Genomic DNA, 16,354 nt, shown 5'->3' with positions numbered 1-16,354 from the left:
TATTTTCTTTCTTTTTCATAAAAAATGTTAAACGCCATTCATTGTCACCAAGTCGTCACGTTTGGGCAACTGTGAAGTCAGTTTAACTGATTGGGCAGCAGTTTACGTCCCAGCTGGATATTATCCTGATAATCAATCGGAATATCGACGACCACGGGGCCATCGGTATGTAGTGCCTGTTGCAATACGCTTTCCAGTTCTTCAGGGGAATGCACACGCAATCCGGTTGCCCCGAAGCTTTCGGCATATTTTACGACATCCACATCTCCAAATTCTACGCCGGAGGTTCTGCCATATTTAATCCGTTGTTGAAAAGCGACCATGTCGTAGGTGCCGTCTCTCCATACGATGTGTACAAGTGGGGAGTTGAGACGTACGGCGGTTTCAAGCTCCATGGATGAGAAAAGAAATCCTCCGTCGCCGGAAATGGAAACGACTTTTTGACCAGGATTGACGAGAGTGGCAGCAATGCCCCAGGGAAGAGCTACACCCAGCGTCTGCATCCCGTTACTGAACAGAAGGCGACGCGGCTCATAGGATCGGAAATACCGGGCCATCCAAATGTAGTGGGAACCCACATCGCAGGTGACCGTGACATGATCATCAATCAGGCTGCGCAGAGTACGAATGAATTGTAATGGATGAACCAGATAGTCGTGCTTGCGGACAGGGGCGGCAGCTTGTTCGTTTAGATCGTGGCGGAGACGGTTCAGTTGGGCGCATGAGGTTTCAGACAGCTTTAATGCAGGCAATTCTTCTGCGAGACTGCGCACGATCAGAGCTATATTCCCGATCAGTTCGTAATCCGGTTGATAATCATGGTCGATATCCGCCTGATGATCATCCAGATGAATCAGGGTTCGGTTTGCAGGAATGTTCCAGTTTTTCGGATCGTATTCAATGGGGTCATAGCCAATGGTCAGCACCAAATCTGCGGCTCCAAGGAGCATGTCACCCGGCTGATTGTGGAACAAGCCCACTCGGCCCAAATAATGGTCCTCCAGTTCGCGCGAAATGGCTCCGGCAGCCTGGAAGGTTTCAACGACAGGCAGATCTGTGTTCTGAATGAGTGCGCGGATGGCTGCTGTAGCTTCGGGAGTGCTGGCTTTCATACCGAGTAAAAGAACGGGTAACTTGGCATGGCTGATTTGGCCTGCTACTTGTTTGATAAGTCCGGCTGGTGCGGTTCCAAGCTGTGGAAGGGAAAGCTTCTCAATGGCGGTTACTTCGGATGACGAAGTCAACACGTCCTGCGGTAGACTTACAAAGGTTGCTCCAGGCTGTGCTGAGGTCGCAATCCGAAATGCGTTGGTAATGGCTTCTGGCACACTATCGGGATGCTCCACTTCAACACTGTATTTGGTGATAGGCTCGAATAACCCGGCGCTATCCATGGATTGGTGGGTGCGCTTCAAACGCTCGGATCTTGGAACTGCACCAGCGAGAGCGACGATGGGATCACTTTCCGCATTTGCAGTGACAAGTCCTGTAGCCAAATTCGATGCACCGGGGCCGGAGGTTACGAGACATACGCCAGGTTTACCCGTTAGGCGACCGACGGCAGCTGCCATAAAGGCGGCATTTTGCTCGTGACGGCATACGATCAGCTCAGGGCCGCGTTCTTGCAGGACATCAAATACCGAGTCAATCTTGGCACCTGGAATACCAAAAATGTGTGTTACACCTTGTTTAATCAAGCAATCGACAACGAGGTCAGCTCCTTTTGTACCGGTTTTAGTATGGATAGCTTGCACTTTTGTGCTCAACGCGATCACCTCTTCTTTGGAATATGATAATGACTTACTTTCAATGTAAAACATTGGTTGTATATTACAATTATAATACATAAACTGGTATTTTCAAGAGAAATATTTTCTGAAAAAGATTGAAAATTTATAAAAACGTTTTCAAAGAGCGGTTCAAGAGGGAAAATCAAAAAAATGAATATAGAGTCTGTGCAAGCCGCGCTATAGTCTGAAAATAAAGTTGGACGGAGTAAACAGATCTGCTGAAGCTGAGGCCAGGTCTTTTTTTTGCTCCTTCTCATGATAAAAATCACTTTCCTCTGCAAAGGATAGCGGTTACAATATAATTGTTGTTAACGTAAACATTAAATTTAAGGAGAAGTAATCAAGGGTGATTCGACATACAGGTATCGTATTATAGCGGTTTGATCTGATATAATCAGGTAACCTGCTATGCGTCATTGAATGCTATTACTGGATAGCAGAAAGATCGAATTCATTTTTGTTCACGTTAACAATTATCAGGAAACATGATTATAGAAGGGATGAATGAGCCATGACCAAAGCATTTTTAGACGACAACTTTTTGTTGAGCAATCCGACTGCTGAAATTTTGTATCATCAGTACGCCAAGGATTTGCCGATTCTCGACTATCATTGTCATTTAAGTCCACAGGAAATTTACGAAAATAAAACGTTCAAAAACATTACGGAAGCATGGCTGTACGGGGATCATTACAAGTGGAGACTCATGCGGGCCAATGGAGTTGAAGAACGCCTGATTACCGGAGATGCGGAAGACTATGACAAATTTTTGGCTTGGGCCAAAACCGTACCTACACTGATCGGCAACCCGCTGTATCATTGGACGCATTTGGAGCTTCAGCGCTTTTTTGGTGTCCATGAGCTGTTGAACGAACAGAATGCGCCTGTAATTTGGGAAAAGGTGAACCAAAAGCTGCAAGGAAAGGGCTTTGGGGCACGTGATCTGATTGTGAATTCAAAGGTAACCGTTGTGTGCACTACCGATGATCCGACGGACCATCTCGAATATCATAAGCAAATCGGCAAGCTGGCTGATTTTCCGGTGGCTGTACTGCCAAGCTTCCGTCCGGACAAAGCGCTGGAGATTAATCGTGAGACATTCCAGCCCTGGGTGGCTCGATTGGGTGAAGTGAGCGGACTGGATGTTTCCGGTCTGGAAGGGTTTTTGAACGCGCTGGCGAGCCGGGTACGTCACTTCCATGCTGTCGGAGGACGGGTGTCCGATCATGCGCTGGATACAGTCGTTTATGAAGAAACGACACGTGAGGAAGCGGCAACGATATACAGCAAGGCGCTGGAGGAAGGTAATGTAACTCCATTAGAAGAAGCGAAATACAAATCGTACGTTCTGGTATTCCTTGGAAAACAGTATGCAGAGCATGGCTGGGCTATGCAGTACCATATTCACGCGCTGCGTAATAATAACACTGCCATGTTCCGGCGCTTGGGACCAGATACAGGCTATGATGCGGTTAATGACGGCTCCATCGCTCGTCCGCTGGCGGCATTGCTGGACGCACAGGAGCTGGCAGGTGGTCTGCCGCGAACTATTTTATATTCGCTCAACTCAGTTGATTATCCGGTGCTGGCAAGTCTTGCAGGCTGCTTCCAGTCCGGCGGAACAGCAGGGAAAATCCAGTTTGGCACTGCATGGTGGTATAACGATCATATCGAAGGCATGCAGGAGCAGATGAAGCTGCTGGCCAACTATGGAGTGCTGTCTCGCTTTATCGGTATGCTAACGGATTCTCGCAGCTTCCTATCCTACACACGGCACGAATATTTCCGCCGGATACTGTGTGATCTGATCGGAACGTGGGTACAAGAAGGCAAGGCGCCTGAGGATCTGGAGCTGCTTGGAGAGATGGTACAAAATATTAGCTACAACAATGCCAAGCAATATTTTAATTTCCCGACGGTGGTACACAGCAAGTGATGCTATACAGGATGAACTTGTAAATTCACATTTCAATAGATACCCTTGCCTGGAGTATGTTCAAGCTCCGGGTAAGGTGGATTGAAAACAGAATACGTATCCATTAAGAATGTGAAAGTAATCACAAAAAATAGAGGAGTGAGCAGGGTATGGGAGTGCCTATCGTTCAGGAGAGCATCCAAACTGACAACAAGACAGGTGAGCATATCAGCCTGAAAGAAAAGATTTCTTATGGTATGGGTGACTTTGGAAACGGATTCATGTTTGATCTGGGACAGTTGTACCTGTTGAAATTCTTTACGGATGTAGCAGGCGTTTCAGCAGGAGCAGCCGCAGGTATTTTTCTGGTCAGCAAGCTGTTTGCTGCCATCTGCGATCCTATTGTCGGGTCCTTTGTCGACTATCGCAAGCATATTGGTCCACGCGGGAAATTCAGACCCTTTCTTATCGTTGGAAGCGTCCTCCTTGCTATTCTTACGGTTCTTACCTTTATTTCGCCGAACATCTCACCAACGGGCAAGCTTATTTATGCCTATGCGTCCTATATGATCTGGGGAGTTGGGTATTCCATTGTGAATATTCCGTATGGTTCACTAGGGGCGGCTATTACGCAGGATACCATTCAACGTGCTTCATTATCTTCCTTCCGTCAGGCAGGCTCACTGGGAGCATTATTCGTAACCAGTGTCATCGTTATGCCGCTTATTTTACTGTTTCCCAACCATCATGTGGGATATCCTATTGTGATGGGAATCATGTCATTCATTGGTGTGATCGCTTTTATGATATGCTATCGGGGAACGAAGGAACGTATTGTTAGTCAGTCAAGTCCCAAGGAAAAACTCTCTTTTGGCGTGATCGTGCATACCTTTACGACCAACAAGCCTCTGTTGGTACTCGTGTTGATGACGATTTTTACCATATCCGCGTACAATATCAAGTCCGCGCTGCTGATCTATTTTGCCGAATATAATTTGGGGCATGTAGAATTAATGGCTTATATGAATTTTATTATTATTGGTTCGTCGTTGCTGGGTGTATTGTTCTTGCCCAAACTGGTGCGGCGCTTCGGTAAACGAAAAACAGCCATGCTTGGGATGCTGGTCAGTGTCATTGCCGACTCTATGAACTTCTTTATGCCATCGAATGTATATATTTTCACCATTCTAGCCAGTATTTCGTTCATTGGTATTAGTATTCCTAACGGGGTTACCTGGGCCTTTGTCTCCGATATCATTGATTATGGTGAATGGTCATCCGGGGAGCGGAAAGAAGGGATTACTTACTCGCTGTTTAATTTTTCACGCAAATTGGCTCAATCCTTATCCGGCTTTCTTTCCGGTATCGGGCTGGCGTTTATCGGGTATGTCCCGAATGTGGTTCAAACCTCTGGAACGCTGCTCGGAATTAAGGCGCTGCTGTGTCTCTATCCTGCTGTTGCCCTGCTCATTGCCATGCTGGTAATCGGTAAAATGTACAAGCTGACAGACAGCAGACATGCAGAAATGGTTCAAGAGCTACAGCGTCGACATGCTGATAACCGCGTATAATTTGTGAAAGTCTTCTTTTCCGGGCGGCTCTTGTGGTATGGTGGGTATATAATTTTTTAGAGCCTCAATAAAGAAAGGATACGTATTATGGCAGCTACCATTAAAGACATTGCCAAATTGGCGAATGTTTCCCATACGACCGTCTCCCGGGCGCTCAACAACAGCCCCTTGATCAAAGAAGATACCAAACGCAAAATTATGGAGCTGGCGGAGCAACTCAATTACATTCCGAATTTTAACGCCAAAAGCCTTGTCCTCCAGCGCTCGCATACGATTGGTCTGTTTTTCACCAGTATTTCAGAAGGCACAAGCTCCAGCTTTTTTGCAGACACCATCCGTGGAGTGAATCATGTCATTGGGGTGGATTACAATCTGTTTGTGCGAGGGATTGACGATTACGCCGATTTTTCGGCCATTCACCGCAAGCGTTTTGATGGCATCATCCTGATGAGTCAGAGCGAGGCGGACAACCCGTTTATTTATCATGTGCTTGGTCAGGGCATTCCGCTCGTCGTGCTGAATCGGCAGGTGTCAGGAGCAGGCATTGTGAATGTCATTTCGAACGATAAGGAAGGGTCTTATGAGGCCGTTTCCTTTCTCATTGAAAGCGGGCATGAGCGCATCGCGATCATTGAAGGGGTAGAAGGCTTTAAGTCCACCCAGCAACGGCGAGAGGGTTTCATGAATGCGCTGATTGACAGTGGCAAGCCGATTCGGCACGAATATATTATGCATGGCCATTATGACACCGAAAGCGGAAGCCAGGCGATGAAGCAGTTGCTTTCCCTGAAGGAACCGCCCACGGCGGTGTTTTGCTCTAACGATGATATGGCTATCGGGGCGATGAACGCCGTATTCGAGCACGGCTTAAAAGTACCAGACGATGTCTCGGTCATTGGATTTGACGATATTGGCTTTTCGATGTATACGACCCCGCCGTTAACGACGGTCAAAAGACCGATTGAGCAGATTAGCGCTCGTGGAGCCGCATGTATTTTGGAAAGGGTCCAGTCACCGTTGAACGAGGGCGAGCTTATATTTATGGAAACCGCGCTCATGAAGCGGAAATCGACAGCAGACAGGCAACGTTAAACTTGATGATGTTGGAAAAAAGCGAACCCAAAAGGATAGGTTCAGTGCATAACGCGCTGTTCCTGTCCTTTTTTTGTTAAAATATGTGCGAGTGTGGCAGCTTTATCGTAAAAGATTTGTTTTCGCCAGTTCAACAATTTCGTCACCGCGCCCGTTCAGCACAGCTTTCATCATCCATAACGTAAAGCCTTCAGCCTGTTTGAGATTAATCTTGGGCGGCATGGATAGCTCCTGACGATTGACCACTACATCCACGACTACAGGGCCAATGTGAGCCAATGCCTGTTGAATCGCGTCCTCCAACATCGCCGGATCTTCGACTCGAATTCCCTTGAGACCCATAGCTTCCGCCACAGCGCCAAAATCAGGATTCACCAGCTCGGTGCCATTTTCCAGAAAACCGGCTGCTTTCATTTCCAGCTCAACAAAACCGAGGGCGCCATTATTGAAAACAATGACTTTTACAGGTAACTGATGCTGTTTCAGGGTAAGCAGATCGCCCATCAGCATCGTCAGTCCGCCATCGCCAGAAAGAGCAATAACCTGGCGGTCAGGCTCAGTGGCTTGTGCCCCAATCGCTTGCGGCAATGCACTTGCCATCGTTCCATGATTGAAGGAGCCGATAAGTCGGCGTTGACCGTTCATTTGCAAATAACGTGCTGCCCATACAGTGGGAGTACCAACATCACAGGTGAAAATGGCATTTTCATGCGCGGCGTCACTGACGACCTTGGTGAGATATTGGGGATGGATTGGTGTATGACCCGGTTTACCAACCGCTAGCTCATCCAACTCCTGACGCACCTTGGTATAGCGGGAGACGGTTTTTTCCAAATGCTTGGAATCATGCTCTGTCGTTAAATGAGGAAGCAGTATTTCCGACGTTACTTTTACATCCCCGCACAGCCCATACGTTAAGGGAGTGCGTCTGCCGAGGTGGGCAGGCTCAATATCCACTTGCAGCACAACTGCATTTTCGGGATAAAATTGTCTGTAGGGAAAGTCTGTTCCGAGCATAAGCAGGACGTCACAATCCATCATCGCATGGTATCCGGAAGAATACCCGATCAGCCCCGTTAGGCCTGCATAATAAGGATTGTTATACTCCAGATATTCCTTGCCCCGAAGGGCAACTACCATAGGGGATTTCAGCTTGTTGCACAGTTGCATGAGCAATTCGTGGGATTTCGCACAGCCGGAGCCGCATAACAAAGTGATTCGTTTGCCTTGATTCAGATACTCGGCCAGCCGGGAAATTTCCGAAGCTGATGGATGCACCACAGGTGTAGTGGGATGGTAGACATGTTCAGGAATAGGCGCCTTTTCTGCTGCTAAAGCGGCCACATCGCCGGGAAGAACAATGACAGAGACACCTGAACGTGAAACCGCCTGTTGTATAGCCATTGTAACGGTTCTTGGAATTTGTCGTGGAGTTGTAATGACTTCACAGAAGTGGCTGCATTCCCCGAAAAGATGCTCGGGATGTGTAGCTTGGAAATATTCGCTTCCAATTTCGTCGCTTGGAATATGGGCCGCAATAGCGAGTACAGGTACCCGATTGCGGTGACAATCATATAATCCGTTAATAAGATGCAGATTTCCGGGACCACTGCTACCGGCACATACTGCAATGCTGCCGCTTAGATCAGCATCTGCCCCGGCTGCAAAGGCAGCCACTTCTTCGTGCCGTACATGAATCCATTCAATTTGACCGTCACTGCGAATGGAATCGACCATATTATTTAAGGAATCTCCAACGATACCATAAATTCGCTTGACCCCAGCATTGACTAAAACCTCTACAATGGTATCTGCGATTGTCTTCATAGATGTTCCTCCTGCCTAGTAAGTAATGTTATCCTGCCCGTGCTATCTTGCATCTATTCTAATAAGCCTTAACCGCCTTGGTTCAGGTGCGAAACAACAGGAAGATAGTCATAGCTCCGCGAATAGTTGCATAATTTCATATGTTAACGTGTTCATATTATTGTCATTAATATTTCAAAAAACCAAAAATATTGAGAAAACTGTTTTGTTAACGTGTGCATTGTGATAGAATATGATTGAAATCATTAAGGTAATTATGGGAGGTTACTCCGGATGAAACAAGTAGATGAACTAGACCAACTAAACAGAAAAAACTTTATCGTAACAGAGCCGCATCCTGAGAGGGTGCTGCAATTTGGGGAAGGGAATTTCCTGCGTGCTTTTGTAGATTGGCAATTTGACAAAATGAATAAGCTAGCCGATTGGAATACGGGTGTTGTCGTGGTACAGCCGCAGGCAGGAGGTCTCGTAGAGAAGCTTAATGAGCAGGATGGTCTGTACACGGTTATTCTCGAAGGGATAAAAGACGGGCAGGCCGTGAAGGAGCATACCTTGGTGGAATGCGTCACCCGCGGGCTTAACCCTTACGGCTCAGATTGGTCAGAATATGAGGCGTTGTCTCAAAAACCGGAGCTGCGCTTTGTCGTATCGAACACGACGGAGGCAGGAATTGCTTACGTGCCGGAGGATCGGCTGGAAGATCGCCCGCAAAAGAGCTTTCCAGGTAAGCTGGCTGCTTTGCTGTATAAGCGCTTTCAATTTTTTAATGGAGATCCAGACAAGGGCCTGGTTATCATTCCATGCGAGCTGATCGACCGCAATGGAGATGCGCTCAAGGAAATTGTATTGAAGTATGCAGATCAGTGGAAGCTTGGTGCTGAGTTTACAGCCTGGCTGGAGAAAGCGAATACGTTCTGTAACAGCCTCGTGGATCGGATTGTGCCGGGTTATCCCAAGGACCGGATCACAGAGATTCAAGCAGAGTTGGGTTATGAGGACAGTCTGGTCGTTGTCGGTGAACAGTATCACCTGTGGGTCATCGAAGGACCACAATGGCTCAAGGAAGAATTGCCTGCTCATCTGGCTGGACTGAACGTACTGATTGTCGACGATATGGCGCCATACCGTACACGCAAGGTGCGTATTTTGAACGGGGCACATACGGCGCTCACACCTGTCGCTTATTTATATGGCTTGGATACGGTAGGGCAGGCGGTCGAGCATGATGTCGTGGGTGCTTTTATTCAGTCACTTATTCGGGAAGAAGTGATTCCAACACTGGATTCGCCAGCAGCGGAATTGAATGTATACGCCGATGATGTCATTGAACGGTTTCATAATCCGTATGTGAGTCATTATGTTATGAGCATTGCACTGAATTCGATATCCAAGTTCAAGACGCGTAATTTGCCTTCCCTGCTTCAATATGTAGAGCAGCATAAGGCATTACCTGTCAAAACAGTATTTTCGCTGGCGTCCTTATTCATATTTTACCGGGGAAAGAGAGACGGCGAACCGATTGCTTTGGCAGACGAAGCGGAAGTGTTGACCGCGTTTGGCGAGCTGTGGAGCGGATATGACGGAACACTTGCCGGAGCGAAGCAATTCACGGCACAGATACTGGGCAAGCAGACCTGGTGGGGGCAAGACCTGAACCAGATTGCAGGATTGGCTGAACAGACGGCACAGCATGTGTATGAGATTACAAGCAGGGGAATGAAGGAGACGCTGGATTCTCTAACCGGGAACAGCGTGCCCAGAGCATAAGCAAGGAGGGGACTGAAATGCTGGAATTCATTCAAATTCATGATCAAGATAACGTGGCTGTCGCTTTGCGCGATTACAAGCAGGGCGAGACGCTGGCGTGGGGAGCGAAAGCAGAACAGCGTGTAGAACTGGCTGAGGATGTGGCGCGTGGGCATAAAATTGCATTGCAGGACATTCCCGAAGGTGGAAATGTGCTGAAATACGGATATCCGATTGGCCATGCCATTCAGCCCATTCAGGCAGGGCAGCATGTGCATACGCATAATACAAAGACGAATCTGACGGGCGTGGAGGAATATACTTACAAGCCTAAGCCAGCGCCTCATTTATATGAACAGGAGAGTCGCACATTTCAGGGGTATCGACGAAAGGACGGTCGCGTGGGCATTCGCAATGAGTTGTGGATTGTGCCAACGGTCGGTTGTGTGAACGGGATTGCCGAGCTTATTTTAAATCGTTTCAAGCAGGAAGCGGGCGATATTTCGCCTTTTGAAAATGCACTTGTGCTCAAGCATAACTATGGTTGTTCCCAGTTGGGAGACGATCATGCATATACGCGCACGATCTTGATCGATGCGGTGAAGCATTCCAATGCGGGTGGGGTGCTGGTTCTTGGCTTAGGCTGCGAGAACAATGAAATGAAGGAGTTTAAGGAAGCCATCGGGGAATATGACCCGGAACGGGTAAAGTTTTTGCTTTCCCAGGAAGTATCGGATGAAGTGGAGGAAGGAGTACGGTTGCTTCATGAAATTTATGCGGCTGTGCAGGAAGACCGGCGGGAGCCAGTACCTTTAGCTGAGCTGAATATCGGGCTGAAATGCGGCGGCTCTGACGGCTTGTCCGGTATTACCGCCAATCCGCTGCTCGGCCGGCTGTCGGATTATATGGCTGCGCAGGGCGGCACGACGGTACTCACTGAGGTGCCGGAAATGTTCGGCGCGGAGACGATTCTCATGGAACGTGCGGCAGACGAGGAGGTATTCGGCAAAATCGTGCATCTGATTAACGATTTCAAGCAATATTTTCTGGATTACAAGCAGCCGGTATACGAAAATCCGTCACCAGGTAACAAAGCAGGGGGCATCACGACACTGGAGGATAAATCGCTGGGCTGTACGCAAAAATCCGGCTCTTCCACGGTCACCGATGTTATTCAGTACGGGGAGCTTCTCAAAACCAAGGGACTCAACCTGCTCAGCGCACCGGGGAATGATCTGGTTGCTTCTTCGGCGCTTGCGGCAGCGGGCTGCCAGCTCGTTATTTTCACAACTGGACGCGGTACGCCTTTTGGTTCCTTCGTTCCGACAATGAAGGTTTCGACCAACTCGCCGCTGTATAAGGCCAAACCCCATTGGATCGACTATAACGCCGGTTCACTGGTGGAGGATGTTAGTATGGAGGATGCGCTCCGCAGCTTTGTGGATTACATTGTCGATGTAGCCAGCGGAACCTGGGTGAACAACGAGAAGAACAATTTCAGAGAGCTGGCTATTTTTAAAAACGGTGTTACGTTGTAAAGGATTACAACGAATGGGGAGGCGGAAGAATTCCGTCTCCCTTTTGGAAAACAACAAATGAACGATTGAAGCCCACCAAATCCTTAAATCCCATTTACCTCTGCGTAAATGGGATTTTTTCTCATAAAAAGCTTGCGGCATAGTTGGTTTTATGATATAACTTAATTAAGTGTTAATTACGTAATTAAGTTATTTTATGAGTCATATTCAATAATTCTTTGGTTTGGCGAGCTTTCTATTTTGTGAATATGAAAAGTCGGACAAGGAGGTGGGGAGGGTGGATGAACTTGTTCACTCCGACATCACAGATTTAGATACACTTGTTAATATGATTAAGCTGTCATTTTCGTTTAACGATGGAGCCAATATGATTGCATTATGTGACCATCTGTACCACCGTGCCAGCCAGAAGTATCAGGTGTTACAGTTCTACAAAGCGCACAAGAAACCCGTACAACCCATACATACCAAACGTCCACTAGTATATTACTATGGATACAGTCATCTGATGAAAGGAATGGCCTTCCAGAAACAGGGCAAATATGATGAAGCCCGAGATTGCATCGAAAAGTATGCGGAATTGGGCTGGTTTAATGGTCTTGATCCTCACGGTGAAGCGGAGGTCGAATATTATCGCCATGCTGCCAAAGCCAATCTGTATGCCCTTGATATTTTGTCAGGCTGTTTGGAAGTGTTGCAGGAGTATATTCAATTTCTTCAGGACAATCCGGAGGAGCTGTTACCGGGGCTTCTTTCCATCGTGGAAGGGGCAACCAGGCAAGACTATTCTTTAGAGACTGTGCTTGAGCCCTTTGCTGAACAAATTGACGATTTCAAATATCTCGAAGAGCCTGTGAATGTGTCTTATTATTTTCGCTTCTGCTATCAACTGTCTCTCTATTACATCAAGCAGCAGCAGTTCACGGTTGCACTGGACTATATTCTGCAATCCCTCATGCTGTCAGATACCCTGGGTATGGAACATGAGCATGAGTTCAGGAAGTGTACCGCCATATTTGAGATTTTCAGATCCCAAGCAACGGCAACACAGCAAGACCAATATATAACTATTTTAAAAGGAGTGTTAAAGGATGAAAAAATTGATTTCACAGCCTCTGTCGCTCAGTCTGTTTAGCTTGCTGGTGTTTGTTACAGGTCATGACCTCATTTCTGTGTTTTATCATGGAGCAAATCATTAATTTGGACAGAACTAAGTAGAAAAGAAGTTCTCCAGCAAGTAGATATTTGATGTAAAAGTATGCCAAATAAGCAAGTAAGCTCATTAGGAATCGGGCTTGCTTGCTATTTGGCGTCGTTATATGAACATTAAGCAGTTGTAGACTTATGCAGAGCACCCTGCTCTGATGGATGCAATGAAATTTTCAACTGCTGGTAGGCCGGGAATGTTTCTTCCAAAAGGTACGGTGCACTTTTGAATGCCGCATCCAATGCCCGTAGAAAAGAACCGACGAACTGCTCTGGAGAAAAGTAAATGCTTTGCCCGATCATATGAATGTGATGCTCATTATGATCCCGGTTGCTCACCGAAAGCAATAATCCCTTACCCTGAAAACCCGTTTCGATCGCACGTACTTTATTTATGCTTGAGAGCAGCATTTCTGTTTTTAACGCGCGGCCCCGTTCCTCTATAAACACGGAAATTAGGCGTTTATCCGTCACGATCATAATTTGGTTCCCCCGAAACGTATGGGTAATATGCCCAAAATCTTTATACACGCCAATCGTCTGCTCTTGGGGAGAGATGATCCCCAAACGTACAAACTCAGCCAAGTCGGCGGCATCAGGCTCCTGATGATTTTTAATCCGTTTCTTGATACTGAACTGAAGGGTCAGAATACCAAAGATGGCTACGACAAAAAGGACCAGCCCGCCGCTAAGCACAGTGAAATTCAGGACAATAAGAACTCCTAGCAAGCATTGCACCCAGGTGATATAACGCAACTTTTGCTGAACGGTACGACGATAGTAGCGGAAGCGTTTTCCCGGTTGATATTCCACAGAAAATTTCGTCATCCCGCGCATAAGCGTTAAGCTATAGATACATAAAATAGTAGCTCCAACTGTAATGAGAGCCAAGAGCCACTCTTGAGCAACTATGCCAATGAGGGCGCACAGCCCGCACAGGATGATCCCCGCCCAGCAGGCAACTCTTTTAATGCGAATCTGTTTTTGAATCGAACGAACTAATTCATCCATTTTTCTTAATCCTCCTGATCTAGATGTATAGGTAATGTTTGGAATAACATGTGGTCTTATCGTATCATTGGATAGTCTTTTTCGTAAATCAGAAAGAAGATGGCGGAAAACTTCACTGCCTTTTTACCCTTATCCTGATATAATAAAAATAAGTATAACCATGCCTTCAAACAGAGTTTTTTACACGAATTAGATGAATGGCCGGACGGAAGGGGAGAGCATATGGTTATTTATGAAACGGACCAAGCTTATATGATGACGACGCAGCATGACCATGCCCATATTTCAGGGGAGCTGGCTTTACAGTGGGAAGAAAGTGCCTTTAAGAATCGACGGCATAAGCAGGATTTTGTATATGCTGCTCGGGAGCATGACCGGGGGTGGATTGAGTTGGACGCCGCTCCTTTCTGGAATGATCAGGTATCTGCACCCTATACATTTATTGATTTTCCACTCCATCCACGTTTTGTGTTCTATCGTCTCGGGATTGATGAAGTCGAGCAAGTGAATTCCTATGCCGCGCTGCTATGCAGCCTGATGTACAAGGAGCTAGTCGGACGGACCGAGCATAAGGATGCTCAGGACAAGCAAGTGACGCGTGCTTATCTGGAGGCAGAGGAACAGCGTCGGGGCAGGCTCAAACAGGAGATGTCATTTGGTGTAACCTTTGACCATCAGGTGCGGACGGATGTACGCAGAATGTTGTTCTGCGACGAATTGAGTCTGTTTCTGTGCAGTCGGGAGCCGGGTACACCTGCCGCAGATTATGAATGGTTCGCTAACGGCTTAAGCTTTCCGGCGGTTCGCCATGAATGCGGGAGAGTCCGGGCTGAGTGGCTGTCGGATCAGGCTGTTGGCCTTTCCTATTTCCCTTTTACAGGCAAGGTGAGAATAACCCATACCTTCAAAAAGGTAGATAAAGAGCAAATTCGTACAACAGGTCTTTTACAGGCCTACCGATCCTCCGAATGGACGCATCGAACCTTTACCGTCGAACATATAATGGAAGTAGAAGAACATCAGGAGAATGCCTGACCGTCTTCAAATACTGCTTCGAACGGACATTTTGTTCATGGAGGCAGAGGAAGTCAGAGCAGAGCCCCCCTGAATGACTATTCAGAGAGGCTCTCTTTTTTCTTGGATTAAAGCTTTACCATTTTGTAGATGTTCTCGCGCGCCCCTTTATTTTTCATCAGATATGCAACACCCATTCCCAATGCAGCTGCCACCCATTTTTTATTCTTCATGATTCATGCCTCCTTATGCTCGTGTTGTCATACACTTACGATTTAAAATCATCCAAAATGTGAAATGATGAACGGGATTTCACGATTTAGTGCTTCATTGCGCCCGTTCCGCATAACTATGATTTTACCCTTTCCATCAAATCTTACCCGTTCCTTCGGCCATGAAACGATTACGACTGCCTATTCACGTTTAATGGATATTATCAAGTATCCTGCCGCAATGGCTTCAGAGGCACATGACAGGGAGGTCTTTGTTATGCGAAAGAAGGAAGTAGTGGCCATGCTGCTCGCTGGCGGACAAGGCAAAAGACTCAAAGGACTGACCCGAACACTTGCCAAACCGGCTGTATTTTTTGGAGGAACCTATCGCATCATTGATTTTCCCCTCAGCAATTGCACTCATTCCGGTATTGATACTGTAGGGGTGCTGACCCAATATGAGCCGCTGGTGCTTCATTCCTATATCGGTGTCGGCAGCGACTGGGATTTGGATCGCCTGAACGGAGGAGTTTTTGTTTTGCCCCCGCATGAAAAGGAAAATGGAAACAATTGGTATCGAGGTACGGCGGATGCTATTTATCGGAATCTGCATTTTTTGGATCAGTACGACCCGGAGCATGTACTCATTTTGTCAGGAGATCACATTTATAAAATGGATTACAGTCGCATGCTCGACTATCACAAGGAAAAGGGAGCAGACTGCACCATTTCCGTCATTGACGTCACAATTCAGGAAGCCAAACGATTCGGGATTCTGAACGCCGATGATAATCTGAAAATATACGACTTTGAGGAAAAGCCGGAACAGCCGAAAAGCACGCTGGCCTCTATGGGCATTTATTTGTTCAAATGGGAGGTGTTGCGCGAATATCTGCTGGAGAGCGCGAGCGATTCTGAATCCTCGCATGATTTTGGCAAGGATATCATTCCGTTGCTGCTACAGCATGGGCGGTCGCTGTATGCGTACCCGTTTGCCGGATACTGGAAGGATGTAGGCACCATTCAAAGCTTGTGGGAGTCCAATATGGATCTGCTGGCTCAGGACCCGCCGCTGAACCTAAATGACTCTTTCTGGCGCATCTATACCCGTAGTCCTAATCAACCGGCTCAGTATATCACCCAACGAGCGATTCTGAAAAACAGCATTGTGAATGAAGGCTGCGTGGTGGATGGAGAGGTCAGACATTCTGTGCTATTTTATGGAGTTGAAGTAGGTGAAGGGAGTGTTATTACCGATTCTGTCATTATGCCGAACGTCAAAATTGGCCGCAATGTACGTATTCACCGGGCCATTGTGAGCGAAAACATAACCATTGAAGACAACACGGTCATCGGATCTGAGGGCAGCTCGGATGAAGTTATTTTGTTCGATCAGGAAAGCCAGCTTCATGCACGAATATAACCCGGATAA

General features: G+C 47.1%; 11 protein-coding genes. 8 read left to right on the top strand and 3 right to left on the bottom strand.

Annotation, left to right across the window (positions count from 1 at the left end; all coding sequences use genetic code 11):
- Nucleotides 1–77 precede the first annotated feature (77 nt).
- A complete protein-coding gene (gene alsS / locus ACIFO6_RS06705) occupies nucleotides 78–1,775 on the bottom strand; it encodes an acetolactate synthase AlsS (protein ID WP_430039339.1) in 1,698 nt (565 codons plus the stop codon).
- Nucleotides 1,776–2,301: 526 nt separating this feature from the next.
- On the opposite strand from alsS, the gene uxaC reads away from it, so the two are divergent.
- The 3 genes from uxaC (at nucleotide 2,302) to ACIFO6_RS06690 (ending at nucleotide 6,368) form a co-directional block, all read left to right on the top strand.
- The gene (gene uxaC / locus ACIFO6_RS06700; RefSeq protein WP_430039268.1) at nucleotides 2,302–3,726 is read left to right on the top strand and encodes a glucuronate isomerase; all 1,425 of its coding nucleotides are present in this window, start codon (nucleotides 2,302–2,304) and stop codon (nucleotides 3,724–3,726) included.
- Between the two features lie 149 nt (nucleotides 3,727–3,875).
- On the top strand, nucleotides 3,876–5,276 hold the full coding sequence (locus ACIFO6_RS06695; RefSeq protein ID WP_430039266.1) for a glycoside-pentoside-hexuronide (GPH):cation symporter: 1,401 nt from the start codon (nucleotides 3,876–3,878) through the stop codon (nucleotides 5,274–5,276).
- A gap of 87 nt (nucleotides 5,277–5,363) precedes the next feature.
- Nucleotides 5,364–6,368 (top strand): LacI family DNA-binding transcriptional regulator, encoded by a 1,005-nt coding sequence (locus ACIFO6_RS06690; protein WP_430039264.1) that lies wholly within the window; start codon nucleotides 5,364–5,366, stop codon nucleotides 6,366–6,368.
- Between the two features lie 102 nt (nucleotides 6,369–6,470).
- Here ACIFO6_RS06690 and poxB read toward each other — a convergent pair whose 3' ends face one another.
- Nucleotides 6,471–8,195, bottom strand: coding sequence for a ubiquinone-dependent pyruvate dehydrogenase (gene poxB / locus ACIFO6_RS06685; RefSeq protein WP_430039262.1), 1,725 nt, complete (start codon nucleotides 8,193–8,195; stop codon nucleotides 6,471–6,473).
- A 273-nt stretch (nucleotides 8,196–8,468) separates the two neighbouring features.
- Between poxB and ACIFO6_RS06680 the strand changes: the two genes are divergently transcribed.
- The 3 genes from ACIFO6_RS06680 to ACIFO6_RS06670 all read left to right on the top strand — a co-directional run bounded on the left by ACIFO6_RS06680 (nucleotide 8,469) and on the right by ACIFO6_RS06670 (nucleotide 12,614).
- Entirely contained in the window at nucleotides 8,469–9,962 is a 1,494-nt protein-coding gene (locus tag ACIFO6_RS06680) for a tagaturonate reductase (RefSeq protein WP_430039260.1), read from the top strand.
- A 17-nt stretch (nucleotides 9,963–9,979) separates the two neighbouring features.
- Nucleotides 9,980–11,479, top strand: a complete 1,500-nt coding sequence (locus ACIFO6_RS06675; protein WP_430039258.1) for a UxaA family hydrolase — start codon at nucleotides 9,980–9,982, stop codon at nucleotides 11,477–11,479.
- A gap of 277 nt (nucleotides 11,480–11,756) precedes the next feature.
- A complete protein-coding gene (locus ACIFO6_RS06670) occupies nucleotides 11,757–12,614 on the top strand; it encodes a DNA-binding protein (RefSeq protein WP_430039256.1) in 858 nt (285 codons plus the stop codon).
- A gap of 191 nt (nucleotides 12,615–12,805) precedes the next feature.
- Here the strand turns inward: ACIFO6_RS06670 and ACIFO6_RS06665 are convergent, their stop codons facing one another.
- Nucleotides 12,806–13,696: a hypothetical protein gene (locus ACIFO6_RS06665; protein ID WP_430039254.1), complete on the bottom strand. Its 891-nt coding sequence runs from the start codon at nucleotides 13,694–13,696 to the stop codon at nucleotides 12,806–12,808.
- A 222-nt stretch (nucleotides 13,697–13,918) separates the two neighbouring features.
- Here ACIFO6_RS06665 and ACIFO6_RS06660 point away from each other — a divergent pair, with 222 nt between their 5' ends.
- Both ACIFO6_RS06660 and ACIFO6_RS06655 read left to right on the top strand, forming a co-directional pair.
- Complete coding sequence (locus ACIFO6_RS06660) at nucleotides 13,919–14,731, top strand: DUF3891 family protein (RefSeq protein ID WP_430039252.1); 813 nt, start codon at nucleotides 13,919–13,921, stop codon at nucleotides 14,729–14,731.
- 468 nt (nucleotides 14,732–15,199) lie between these two features.
- Nucleotides 15,200–16,345, top strand: coding sequence for a glucose-1-phosphate adenylyltransferase (locus tag ACIFO6_RS06655; protein WP_430039250.1), 1,146 nt, complete (start codon nucleotides 15,200–15,202; stop codon nucleotides 16,343–16,345).
- The last annotated feature ends 9 nt before the right edge of the window (nucleotides 16,346–16,354 follow it).

This window comes from Paenibacillus sp. NRS-1781 (assembly GCF_050467745.1).
Classification (GTDB): Bacteria; Bacillota; Bacilli; order Paenibacillales; family Paenibacillaceae; genus Paenibacillus; species Paenibacillus terrae_A.
Note: the sequence above shows the minus strand (reverse complement) of the source record. Positions and strands in the feature narration are given on the sequence as shown.